The sequence below is a fragment of the Arthrobacter sp. FW306-2-2C-D06B genome (assembly GCF_021789175.1).
In the GTDB taxonomy this organism is placed as follows: Bacteria; Actinomycetota; Actinomycetes; order Actinomycetales; family Micrococcaceae; genus Arthrobacter.
The window spans coordinates 1,959,163-1,971,484 of record NZ_CP084560.1 but is presented as its reverse complement, the minus strand read 5'-3'; the positions used below and the strand labels follow the sequence as shown (position 1 = coordinate 1,971,484).

Annotated in this window: 8 protein-coding genes and 1 pseudogene; 4 read left to right on the top strand and 5 right to left on the bottom strand. The window is 60.3% G+C overall.

The window, feature by feature from the left end:
- The first annotated feature begins 298 nt into the window (after positions 1–298).
- From LFT47_RS09230 to LFT47_RS09215, 4 genes are all read left to right on the top strand, one after another.
- Entirely contained in the window at positions 299–2,227 is a 1,929-nt protein-coding gene (locus LFT47_RS09230) for a flavin-containing monooxygenase (protein WP_236817450.1), read from the top strand.
- 82 nt (positions 2,228–2,309) lie between these two features.
- A complete protein-coding gene (locus LFT47_RS09225) occupies positions 2,310–2,795 on the top strand; it encodes a MaoC family dehydratase (RefSeq protein WP_236817448.1) in 486 nt (161 codons plus the stop codon).
- Complete coding sequence (locus tag LFT47_RS09220) at positions 2,792–3,619, top strand: HpcH/HpaI aldolase/citrate lyase family protein (protein ID WP_236817446.1); 828 nt, start codon at positions 2,792–2,794, stop codon at positions 3,617–3,619. Before LFT47_RS09225 ends, LFT47_RS09220 begins: the two co-directional genes overlap by 4 nt.
- On the top strand, positions 3,616–4,785 hold the full coding sequence (locus LFT47_RS09215) for an acyl-CoA dehydrogenase family protein (protein WP_236817445.1): 1,170 nt from the start codon (positions 3,616–3,618) through the stop codon (positions 4,783–4,785). Before LFT47_RS09220 ends, LFT47_RS09215 begins: the two co-directional genes overlap by 4 nt.
- Before the next feature lie 463 nt (positions 4,786–5,248).
- On the opposite strand, the gene istB is transcribed toward LFT47_RS09215, so the two are convergent.
- The 5 genes and pseudogenes from istB to LFT47_RS09190 form a co-directional block, all read right to left on the bottom strand.
- Complete coding sequence (istB, locus tag LFT47_RS09210) at positions 5,249–6,037, bottom strand: IS21-like element helper ATPase IstB (protein ID WP_236817443.1); 789 nt, start codon at positions 6,035–6,037, stop codon at positions 5,249–5,251.
- Positions 6,037–7,253, bottom strand: a pseudogene (gene istA / locus LFT47_RS09205) (IS21 family transposase). Before istA ends, istB begins: the two are co-directional and overlap by 1 nt.
- Before the next feature lie 645 nt (positions 7,254–7,898).
- Positions 7,899–9,362 (bottom strand): Re/Si-specific NAD(P)(+) transhydrogenase subunit beta, encoded by a 1,464-nt coding sequence (gene pntB / locus LFT47_RS09200; protein ID WP_236817441.1) that lies wholly within the window; start codon positions 9,360–9,362, stop codon positions 7,899–7,901.
- The gene (locus LFT47_RS09195; protein ID WP_236817439.1) at positions 9,359–10,921 is read right to left on the bottom strand and encodes a Re/Si-specific NAD(P)(+) transhydrogenase subunit alpha; all 1,563 of its coding nucleotides are present in this window, start codon (positions 10,919–10,921) and stop codon (positions 9,359–9,361) included. Before LFT47_RS09195 ends, pntB begins: the two co-directional genes overlap by 4 nt.
- 706 nt (positions 10,922–11,627) lie before the next feature.
- Positions 11,628–12,170: an NADPH-dependent FMN reductase gene (locus LFT47_RS09190; RefSeq protein WP_236817427.1), complete on the bottom strand. Its 543-nt coding sequence runs from the start codon at positions 12,168–12,170 to the stop codon at positions 11,628–11,630.
- Between the last annotated feature and the right edge of the window lie 152 nt (positions 12,171–12,322).

Sequence of the window (12,322 nt, the reverse complement as noted above, 5' to 3'; positions counted from 1 at the left end):
CCGGCACCCCGGGCAAAATCGCCGCGAATGAGACGCTGGGGGTGAGAAAGATCACAAGTGTTCAGAATGAGATATCAACGCACAGTATTCCGAACATCTTCGAGAGTCAAGCGCCTCATGGGGAGCCGCCCGAGGGTCGAGCATGGACTCGACTTGTACGATATATCGAATACATATACGTCAGTTGGAACGATTTTTTCCCTCATGACTGGTCACTGAGCGAGTTCGACTGCTATCATTGCATAATATATTTTATGTTTAGAGCGCAAGTCTGTCGTGGGAAGGAAGCAGTCGAACCGTGGCGAATCCACTGACTGAAATAACAGAACTCAACTTCGAGGCATCGTTGATAGATGCTGTGGCGAAGGCCAACGTTCCGACGTTGCAGATGCTGTGTGTGCAACTGACCGGTGATGAACGGTGGCTGCTGCCGCCATATCAGCCGACTCGATGCAAGGGCGTCGACGACAACGACTCTGGCGGACTCCCGGCGGAGATCCAGGATGAGATTCGCAACGCTGCGATTCAGGCGATCCTCGATTGGCATTCGGGAAAGCCGATCGCAGTTCCCGAACCGTCCAAGTCTCAGGTGCTGCGGATGATGAGGGTATCGGTCGGAGAAAAAATCCCCGAGGATTACGCCGAGTTGATGACGGCGAAGCTGACTTCCTACACGAACCCGCAAGGACGATCTCTTGCGGGATCCGTCCCCGATGGCTTCTCGGTGCTGGTCGTAGGAGCCGGAATGTCAGGCATTGCCCTGGCGGTAAGGCTAAAGGAAGCCGGGATTCCTTTCACGGTCATCGAAAAGGGCTCTGACGTTGGGGGGGTGTGGCAGCAGAACCACTACCCGGGCTGCGGTGTAGATACACCAAGCCATCTCTATAGCTACTCGTTTACGCAGGGGCATTGGGAGCAGTACTTCGCGTCGCGCCAGGAAGTTAAGGACCACTACCGCAGAGTCACAGACGACTTTGGGATCCGCGATAGCATCCGCTTCAACACTGAGGTTCTGGCCGCCAGATACGACGAGGCTGAACAGTGCTGGCGATTGGAACTACGGAATCCCGACGGCTCTATCGAAACAGCGGTCTCGAGGGTAGTAGTAAGCGCAGTCGGTGCGTTCGGTAAGCCAAAGTGGCCTGACATCGCGGGTTTGAAGGATTTCCGTGGCTCCATCGTGCACACGGCCGACTGGGACGATGACCTCGACCTTGAAGGTAAGCGCGTTGCCGTCATCGGCAACGGTGCGTCCGCAATGCAACTCGTCCCTGCGATCGCGGACCGTGTCAAGACACTAAAGGTCTATCAGCGTTCGAAACAATGGGCAGCTCCCTTCGCCAAGCTGCACAAGAAGATCCCCGATGGCGTCCAGTTCCTGTTCGCAGAAGTTCCGCTGTATGAATGGTGGTACCGGCTGAGGCTTAGCTGGATCTTTGACAGCAAGGTGTACGACTCCCTGCAAAAAGATCCCGACTGGCATGATCCGGCTCGTTCACTGAACGCCATCAATGATGGACACCGGCGCTTCTTTACGCGATACATCTTGGACGAACTCGGTGATCGGCAGGATTTGGCGCCCCGAGTCGTCCCTGAATTTCCCCCGTACGGGAAAAGAATGTTGCTCGACAATGGTTGGTTCCGGACTCTCACAAGGCCTCACGTCGAGCTCGTTGACAGTCCCATCGAGTGCGTTGACGCGACCGGCATCCGAAACGCGGATGGAACGCACAGAGAGCTGGACGTGATCGTCGTCGCTAGTGGCTTCGACGTTGCCCGCTTTCTGTCCCCCGTCGATGTCTACGGCCGCGAAGGCATATCAATCAGGGAAGCTTGGGACGACGACGACCCCAAGGCCTTCTTGGGAACGGTTACGCCAGGATTCCCGAACTTCTTCATGCTCTTCGGCCCGAATACATCGCTGGGGCATGGCGGCAGCTTTATCTTCATCACTGAATGCCAGATCAACTATGTGATGAGCATGATGGAAAAAATGTTCGACACCGGCACAACGGAGGTTGAGTGCCGGGAGGATGTTTGCAACGAGTACAACGCAACCATGGATAGCCTGCACCAGAACATGGTCTGGACCCACCCAGGAATGTCGACCTATTACCGAAACTCGAGGGGTCGGGTCGTGGTCAATAGCCCGTGGCGGACAGTTGACTTTTGGCGAATGACTAAAGAAGCGGACTTATCTGACTACAACACAAGGAGCGAGGCGTGACGAGGAACCTCGGCGATCAACGGATCAGTTTGTCGATTGGCCGATCAACCTCGGATGAGGCCGCGGAAGAAGGAAGCCGGGAATGACGGAGAGCATAAAACGGCAACGAGGCCTGTACTTAGACGAATTCGAACTGGACGTTGTCTACGAACACGCCCCGGGGCGCACAGTGACGGAAGCGGACAACACCCTCTTCTCCACCATGACAATGAACCCGGCCAGCATTCACCTAGACGCTCACGCCAGCGCCGCTAACGAGTTCGGAATGCGCCTTGTCAATAGTATGTTCACACTCTCGACACTGGTTGGACTGAGTGTGGGACAGATGACGCAGCGCACTACCGTGGCGAACCTTGGTTTCGAAAAAGTCGAGTTCCCGCTTCCAGTTTTCGTCGGTGACACCCTTTACGCCTCGACACGAGTGCTGGAGAAGCGCGTATCGAAGTCCCGACCGGGCACAGGTATCGTGCGCTTGGAGCACACGGCCAGGAATCAGCGTGGCGAGGTTGTCGCGTTGGCCGTGCGGGCGGCGATGATGCTTGTCCAACCTCAGGAGCATCTCTCATGAAGGCGTTCCTTGGAGGCCCCGCATTGCTCTTCTGCCCAGGAAATCGTCCTGATCGGTTTTTGAAGGCCCACGCCCGTGCAGACAGTGTGATTCTCGATCTCGAGGACGCGGTAGGCGCTAGTGACAAGTTTCAAGCTCGGCGGGATGTCTGTGCAGCCCTGCCTGAACTCGGCGACAACGCCATAGTGCGGGTAAACGCACCCGGGACGCCGTGGCATGAGGACGATGTCGCAGCGCTGCGGACGGCGTCTGCGCAGACAATCATGGTTCCGAAAGTTGAGTCCCCTTCGCAGCTGGACTCGCTTAAGGGTTTTGATGTGATCGCCATCTGCGAGACGGCCGCCGGCGTTCTTCACAGTGAGGCCATCGCCTCCCATCCCCAGTGCATTGCTCTGCTCTGGGGAGGCGAGGATCTCATAGCTGACCTCGGCGGTCGTCGGAGCCGATCACCGCAAGGTGTGTACTACGGAGTCGTTGCCCAAGCGAGGCACTCGGTACTGCTCGCGGCAGCAGCAGCCGGGAAGTTCGCGATCGATGCAATCCATGTTGACTTCACGGACATGGAAGGCCTCCGAAAGGAGACTTCGGAAGCCGTCGACATGGGCTTCGACGCCAAGGCGTGCATCCACCCCAACAACGTTGGGATTATTCGTGAACAGTTCGCCCCGACTCAGACTGAACTGACCTGGGCAGCCGAAGTTCTAGCGATGGCTGACTCACATGGCGGAGATGTCTTTGCCTTTCAAGGACGCATGATCGACGAGCCGCTCCTGCTTCAAGCCCGACGCATTATCAACCCCACCCAAAACAGCGGAGGTAAGTGACCGTGGATTTTGCTCTAAGTCAGGACCAAGAAGATCTTCGGCAAGCCGTGCGTGACGTCGCGGCCACATTCAGTGACGAATACTGGGCTGAGCGCGACGAGAAGCACGAATTTCCATGGGAATTCTATAAGACATTCGCAGAGGGCGGGTGGCTGGGCATTGCCATACCCGAGGAATACGGAGGCGGTGGCCTGGGCATCCTCGAAGCTTCCCTACTGCTAGAGGAAGTTGCCGCGTCGGGAGCCGGCATGAACGGCTGCAGCACCATGCACTTAACTATCTTCGGCTTGAACACGATCGTGAAGCACGGGAGTGCAGAACTACGCCAAGAGATCCTTCCCCGGGCCGCTGACGGAAGCCTCCATGTCTGCTTCGGAGTGACTGAGCCGGACGCCGGCACGGACACCACTCGGATTTCAACGTTTGCACGCAGAGATGGCTCGGATTACATCATCAGCGGCCGAAAGGTTTGGATTACCAAAGCGGCCGACTCTCAAAAGATGATCCTCATTGCCCGGACAGCTCCCCGAAACGAAACCAAGCCGACGGACGGCATGTCTTTGTTCCTGGTTGATATCGACTCCGACAAAGTTCACCTCCAGGCGATTCCGAAGATGGGCCGAAATGCTGTCCAGTCGTATGAAGTCCTGTTCGACGACTTGCGTGTACCCGGATCGACACTCATCGGAGAAGAGGGGAACGGCTTCAGATATCTCCTCGATGGACTGAACCCCGAACGCATCCTGTTGGCGCATGAGGCATTGGGAATCGGCCGCGCGGCGATCCGGCGAGCGAGCCGGTATGCGAAGGAGCGTGAGGTGTTCGGACGCCCCATCGGCATGAATCAGGGAGTCGCCTTCCCCTTAGCTGAGGCAGTTACGCATCTTGATGCGGCAGAATTGATGGCTCGGAACGCTGCGTGGCGATACGACCAAGGACTTCCGTGCGGACGCGAAGCAAACATGGCGAAATATCTGTGCGCGGAGGCTGGTTTCCGCGCTGCAGATCAAGCTATCCAGACGCATGGAGGCATGGGTTATGCCCGCGAATACCACGTGGAGCGCTATTTCCGTGAGTCGCGTATCCTACGTTTGGCCCCAGTGAGTCAGGAAATGGTCCTGAACTATGTGTCTCAGCATGTCCTGGGGCTACCCAAGTCGTACTGAATCGAAGCTCTGGTAGGCCGCACACGGATCGGTTAGTTCAATCTGGCTGAGCCTGGGGAATGACTCAGATCAACCGACGAGCGTTTTGATTCGTCGATTTGTGAGGAGAGTACATGACCACGCTTCCCAACAGTTCTCGTGGCGGCGAGACAAGAAGAACGGTCGGCAGTGCTCGCACTGGCGAGCACTGCCCCGCCAACGGTTGGTGGTACTCGAACCGAACCCCGCAGCGGTTGAAAGTGAACTAAATTAGAGGCTCAGATCGCAGAATCCGATACCTCCACGATGGGCTGACCTTAGGGCGCTGGCCCTATCACACGCCTTCGGCTAGTAATCCGAGGCAGGCACTGCCACCGCGACGTCCTCATCGCCGGACTGATGCCCAATTCCTTTGAGCTCGTGTCAGCGCTGGTCGAAAAGTGAGCCGTTTCGTGGGTTGAAAAGTGAGCCACGTTGACGTTGGTTATTCTCCCGTATTTTCTGGTCTTGTCGAGGGTAATGAGTCCGTTTGGGTGTGCTTGAGCCGGTAGCTGGAGCCTTTGAGGGTGATGACTTCGGCGTGATGGACGATTCTGTCGATCATGGCAGAGGCCACGACCTGGTCTCCGAAGACATCACCCCAGCGGGCGAAAGGCAGGTTGGAGGTCAGGATCAGCGAGGCGTGCTCGTAGCGTGAGGAAACGAGTTGGAAGAACAGGTTCGCTGCGTCCTGCTCGAACGGTATATAGCCGACCTCGTCGACGATGATCAGCCCATAGCGCCGCCACCGGATGAGCTCCTGCGGTAACCGTCCGTTCTGATGCGCTGCCTGAAGCCGGGCAACCCAATCGATGGCGGTAGCGAACAAAACCCGGTGGCCCAGTTGTGTAGCGCGCAGTCCCAGCCCGGTCGCGAGGTGGGTTTTCCCGGTTCCGGGCGGGCCGAGCAAGACGATGTTGGACGCTTCGGTGAGGAACGCCCCGGTGGCAAGGTGGGCGATGGTGTCGCGTTTGAGGCCGGGCTGGTGGTCGAAGCTGAAGTCCTCGAGCGATTTGCGGGCCGGGAACCCGGCGGCCCTGGCACGGGCTTCGGCTCCGGAGGCTTCGCGAGCGGCGACTTCCCTGGAGAGGACCGCGGCGAGGTATTCTTCATGGGTCCAGCCGGCCTCTCGTGCCTGCTCGGCGAGCCGGGCTGCCGCTTCCCGGATTCGGGGTGCCTTCATGGCCCGGGAGTAGTACTCGATCTGGCCGGCGGTTTCTTTGGTCCCGGGCATTATGCGACCTGCCCGTCATCGAGTGCGACGCCGAACGCACTGTCGTAGTCTGCAAGGTCCCGCAGCCCCGCGGTGTCTTCGGCTGGTGCGGGGTTTTGGAAGGCTTTGCGCAGGGTCCGGGCAGCGTCGACGTGGTCCGGGTCGGTGATGGTCAGTCCGGTGCCCCAGGACCGCGGGTGGACTCCGACGCTTCTGCCGTCCAGGGTGATGTGGACTTTGGCCAGGTCTGCGGTGATCTCGACGAACCTGCCGATGGCCTGCGGGTGGACGGAGTAGTCGTTCGATCCCATCCGGACGTAGTAATCCCGTGGGAGCCTGATTCTCGCGGCGAATCCTGTCACTGGCTGGACCGGCGGCAGGGCCAGCATCGCCGCCTTGCCTGGGGAAGCAGTTCCGTGGGCCGGGCCCCGGTCCGTCGGACCAGCCGGGCGTTGGCTTTGGGCAGCCACTGGCCGAGCTGGGTGTTGAAGTCCTCGGGTGAAGCGAAGGACCGACCCGGCAGGAATGATGTTTCCAGGAACCCGTTGGCTCGTTCCACCACTCCCTTGGACTCCGGGTCGTAGGGCTTGACCTGCACGATCTTGGTCGCGAGGACCCCCGCAAAGGCGGACACACCGGCCGCGAAGCTGTTCCGGCGACCGATGCCGGTTTCGTTATCCCAGATCAGTCGCCGCGGAACGGCGCCCAAACCACTAAGGAGCTCCCACATGCCAGCGAGCAGATCCCCGGTCATGCGGGACGGAATCATCCGCGCCATGATGAACCGCGAATGCGAGGACACCATCACCAGCACCGGCAGGATTTTCGGCTTCCCGGACCCGACCGGGATCCGCACCTCCGGGAACCATAAGTCGCATTGGGCCTGGTCGCCCGGTTCGTAACTGATCCGATCCGCGGGATCGACCGGTGCGTACTCTGGCCGGATCCTGGCCACGTTCTCCCTGAACCAAGCCGGTGACCCAGTCCACCCCACCCGCTCTGCCATTACGGTGGCTGGCATCCGCGGGTTCTCCTTCAGCAACGCCCGGATAGCCGGCTCGACGGCTTTGATCCCGGAGTCCTGCGGCGCGCGCACATACACCGGCGGCCCCTCGGCACTGACAGCCTTGGCAACCGTATTTCTCGATATGCCCAGCCGCGCGGCTATAGACCTCATCGACTCACCCTCGGCAAGATGCAACCGCCGAATAAGCGCCCAATCCTCCACAGTGATCACCCACCCAATCGTTTGGAACGAGTGGCTCAGTTTTCAACCGTCACAATGGCTCACTTTTCGACCGTCACCGACAGCTCGCTGAGATAGCGGAATGTGTCAGACCGGCTACCAACTCTTCAGCCGGCCCAAATCGATCTGGTGCTGTCGGATTCCACGAGATCGAGGCCGGTCCTTCGCCCTAGTTTGCGCCCCGGTACCGAAGCCGAGACCGGGCTGCTTTCTGCAATAGCCTTTGTTGCGGCTGGCTGACTGACTCCATACGACTGTGTGATGCCGCATAGTTCAACCTTGGGGTGGCAATTCACGATCTCCGGCATGCCCTTCCCGCGCCTCCCGTACTATCGTGATTGTTTTCGTGGAAGGTTCCCTCTGCGAGATGGTCAACACGGAGTTCAAACTGGGGCAAGTCACCCCGTCCACATTTGCGACAAGCCGTCGCTATCCATGACAGCGCTAAGAAGCCAGGCTCGCACTTGCCTGCTTCACGCGCAATCGCGGTCAATGCCCTGGAAATCCGCTACACGTCAACGACCACTAGCAAGTCGTGGCCACTGCTTCAAGTGATGCGCCGGGCACACATAACCAGATGGCCCCCCGGTAGGGACGCAAGGCAAAGAGCGGCACACCGGGAGGCCAACGGGCGGGCTAGAAGGCGCGGAGGATATCTTCCACTCGCTGTTTGGCATCGCCAAAGAGCATCTGCGAGTTTTCTCGGAAGAACAATGGGTTCTGCACACCGGCGTATCCGGCGGCCATAGACCGTTTGAATACCACAACATTTTCTGCTTCCCAGACGCGCAACACCGGCATGCCGGCAATCGGGCTGCCAGGGTCCTCGGCCGCAGCGGGATTCACGGTGTCATTGGCCCCGATCACAAGGACAACGGAGGTCCCGTCAAGGTCCTCGTTGATCTCATCCATCTCCAGCACGATGTCGTACGGGACTTTGGCCTCCGCGAGGAGAACATTCATGTGACCTGGTAGCCGGCCGGCCACGGGATGGATACCGAACCGTACGTTCACTCCCCGCTCTCGAAGTTTCTGGGCGAGTTCAGCGACGGGGTACTGGGCCTGGGCGACGGCCATGCCGTAGCCGGGGGTGATGACGACGCTGGACGCGTTGGAAAGCAGGTCCGCGGTTGCCTCGGCCGAGATTTCGCGGTGCTCGCCGTAGTCCGCGTCCGCTCCGGTGGGGGCGGCGATCCCGAACCCGCCGGCAATCACGGAGATGAAGGACCGGTTCATCGCCTTGCACATGATGTAGGAAAGGTAGGCGCCGGAGGATCCGACCAGGGCACCGGTGATGATAAGGAGGTCGTTGTTGAGCAGGAAGCCCGCCGCGGCCGCGGCCCAGCCGGAGTAGCTGTTGAGCATGGATACGACGACGGGCATGTCTCCGCCGCCGATGGAGGCGACGAGGTGCCAGCCCAATCCGAGGGCAAGAAGGGTGACGACAACCAGGAGCCACAGCTGGGAGTTCTGGACATACCAGACCGTGAGGGCGGCGAACACGACCAAGGCACCGAGGTTGATGGCGTTCTTCCCGGGAAGCACCAGCGGAGAGGACTTCATGCGGGCCGAGAGTTTCAGGAAGGCGACAATCGAGCCCGTGAAGGTCACCGCTCCGATGAAGACGCCGATGAACACCTCGGCATGATGTACCGCCATGAGTGCCCCGGGCAGGTGGGGGGCCTCCAAGTGGCCGTTCCAGCCGACCAGCACCGCGGCGAGGCCAACGAAGCTGTGTAACAGGGCGATCAGCTCCGGCATCCCGGTCATTTCGACAACGCGGGCGCGCCACAATCCGATGGCGCCGCCGATCAATACTGCGAGGACCAGGAGCACGAGGCCGGTTAGGCCCTGGTCTGTCCCCCAGACACCTTGGACGGTAAGCCAGATGGTGGCGGCGAGGGCAATGACCATGCCCGTGATGCCGTAGCTGACGCCCGAGCGGGCTTTCTCGTGTTTGCTCAGGCCGGCGAGGCTGAGGATGAACAGCAGGGCGGCGACAACATAGGCGGCCCCCGCGATGGACTCTGTGGTCAAGCCAATATCAGGCACGGTTAAGCTCCTCGTAAAAGTTCCAGCTGCTTCGGTTACGGCGCTCATCCATGGGCCCGGTCTCCCCGGGAGAACATCGCAAGCATGCGCCGGGTGACGGCGAAGCCGCCGAAGATGTTGATGCTGGCCAGTAGGATCGCGACAGCTCCAATGACCTGCATGATGAGGTTGTCGGAGGTGACCTGCAGGAGGGCGCCGACGACGATGATCCCGGAGATCGCGTTGGTGACGGACATCAGTGGGGTGTGCAGGGCATGTGCCACCTTCCCGATGACGTAGAACCCGACCACGATCGAGAGCAGCAAGACCGTGAAGTGCTGCGGTAGCGGGGCCGGGGCGATGGCGTTGATCCCAAAAAGTGCTGCTATACCGGCGGCGAAGAGCACGGCCCTGCCAACCGGGCTGATCCCCTTCTTTCCTGGTTTGTGGCCGGACGACTCTCCGGCCGGTTTGATCTCCGCCTGTGCCGGAGGGGCGGCGGAGACTTGGACCGGAGGCGGCGGCCAGGTCTTCTCGCCCTCTCGCACCACCGTCACTGAGCGCTGCACCACGTCGTCGAAGTCGATCCTCAATTGGCCGTCTTTGTCCTTGGTGAGGAGTTTGAGCAGGTTCAGCATGTTGGTCCCGTACAGCTGCGACGCTTGCGCCGGCAACCGGGCAGGAAGGTCTGTGTAACCGAGGATCACGACGCCGTTGTCGGTGACCAGGCGTTCCCCGGCGACCGAGCCTTCCACGTTCCCGCCCTGGCCGGCGGCCATATCAACGATCACGCTGCCCGGTTTCATGGCGGCCACGTCCTCGGCCGTGAGCAGTTTCGGCGCCGGGCGCCCGGGGATGAGGGCCGTGGTGATGATGATGTCCACGTCCCGGGCCTGCTCGGAGTAGATCTCGGCCGCGCGCCGGTTGTACGCCTCGGATGTGGCCTTCGCATACCCGTCCGAGGACTCCATGACCTCCTCGACCTCGATCTTGAGGTAAACGCCGCCGATGGACTTCACCTGATCGGCCACCTCGGGCCGTGGGTCCGTCGCTCGCACGATCGCGCCCAGGCTGCTCGCCGCACCGATCGCTGCCAGACCGGCGACGCCGGCCCCCGCGACCAGCACTTTCGCTGGCGGGACTTTGCCCGCCGCGGTCACCTGTCCCGTGAAGAACCTCCCGAATTCGTGTGCCGCCTCAATGACAGCCCGGTAACCGGCGATGTTGGCCATGGAGCTCAGCACGTCCATCGACTGTGCCCGCGAGATGCGTGGCACCGCGTCCAGCGCCAGCGCCGTGATCGGCCGTGCCGCTAGGGCCTCCACCAGTTCCGGTCGCAGCGCCGGGCTCAGCGTTCCGATCAGGGTCGCGCCGTCGGCGAGCCGGCCGATTTCTTCCTCGGTGGGCGGATTGATCCGCAACACCACTTCGCTGCCCCATGCCTCGTCTGCGCCAACAATCATTGCGCCGGCCTCGGCGTATGCGTCGTCAGGGAAGGACGATGACTCCCCCGCGCCCTTCTCGACTACGACGTCGTAGCCCAACTCCGCCAGTTGCCTGACCGTTACGGGCGTCGCCGCCACCCTTGTCTCGTGGCCCAATTCGGCCACGATACCGATACGTGTCACTGTGCTCTCTTTCTCGTTATTATGTTGTGCCCGCGTGGAACAACCGCCCGGGCACTTGGCTGTTGACGCGACCCACCGGCACCTGTAATACCCGCCAGCGGTGATCCGCTGTGAGGCATTCGCCTCACTTTCGAAGGCGGAGGTCGGACTCCAGCCTGCCCGTGCGTGATCGTCGGTTTGGTGCTCCGTGTCAGTAGATCCCCGAACCCCTTGGCTGGTGTTTCACGCATTGCGAACGGGCTCCGCTCGTGGCAAACCGTTGTCGAGTTTCTCCGCGTGAGCGCTGGGATACGTCATCAGAACCAGTCTTCTCGGCGGCCGCTGACAGTCCCGCATTCACGTTTCCCCGGCCACCCAGACCACAAAGACACCTCGCCTGGGTCGCACTTCTCCGGACAACTGAGGGGTGCCGGTACAGCCGTTGAGAAAGTATTCGCATTGACTGAAGGGAATCAGGATGTCCAACACCCCTTAGTGAGTGCGATGCACTCGCTGTGGGCGGGGAACTCAACAAACAGGTCCGACGCTAACAAGGAAACCTGATCCGTACGACAATGTGCGGACGTCTGGACCACTGATGCGGTGCTTACCAACAGTTGCTGATGCCGTCCGGGAGAGTTCAGAGACGAAGGGGCTGCTTTCGCAGGGGCGGATAGTTGCCCGTGCCATACAGCGTTGCCTCCCAGGCTAGAGATGTGGCGAAATCTCAGACTACCGATGAGGTGGCGTGCGGCAGCCCGGCGGCCACGATAGAAAGCTGGCGCAGGTTCGTTGCGTACTCGTTTGCTGCCGTTTCCACTAGTTCTTCGAGGTGATCCATTTGACTTGCCACGAAGTAGAACCCCCGGCCAGGTATCGATGCGCCTAATTCAACGAGCAGCGGCGCTAAGTTGACGGTGGGGCCCATCGAGTGAGTCAGGTCTGCCCCGGTCAGAACCGGGATGGCCGTAACGCCCGCGAGTCCGTTGGCTGGGTACCGGTCGAGAAAGGCCTTCAACAGGCCCGTGTACGTAGCCTTGTAGGTCGGTGAAGCGAACACTGCAAGGTCGCTGCTGGCGACGCTGGCGTTTAGTGACGCCATCTTCTCGCTTGGCCACGAGAATATCTCATCGGTATGGTCGGCCAGGTCGATAACGTCAACCTCGTACGAGCCCGCCTCAAGCAATTTCTCGACCAGAGTCTCGGCCACTTTGAGCGTGCGGGATTTGGGTTTGGGGTTTCCGACAATGATCGAAACTTTGAGCGTCATCAATTTCTCACTTATTAGATGTTGACGGTAAGTGAGACCAGCTGGAAAGTGCAGCGGGAGCTAACGAAGGAACGGCGAGCCATCGCGCGCAACACCCAACGTGTCTCACACACCACCGAGATTTTTTGGCCCGGTGGGCCCGCAACGGCTTA

Excerpts from the sequence above, each read along its gene's own strand:
- LFT47_RS09225 (WP_236817448.1), top strand. The coding sequence starts at position 2,310 with ATGACGGAGAGCATAAAACGGCAACGAGGCCTGTACTTAGACGAATTC.
- LFT47_RS09220 (WP_236817446.1), top strand. The coding sequence starts at position 2,792 with ATGAAGGCGTTCCTTGGAGGCCCCGCATTGCTCTTCTGCCCAGGAAAT.
- istB (WP_236817443.1), bottom strand. The coding sequence starts at position 6,037 with ATGCCCGGGACCAAAGAAACCGCCGGCCAGATCGAGTACTACTCCCGG.
- pntB (WP_236817441.1), bottom strand. The coding sequence starts at position 9,362 with ATGAGCGCCGTAACCGAAGCAGCTGGAACTTTTACGAGGAGCTTAACC.
- LFT47_RS09190 (WP_236817427.1), bottom strand. The coding sequence starts at position 12,170 with ATGACGCTCAAAGTTTCGATCATTGTCGGAAACCCCAAACCCAAATCC.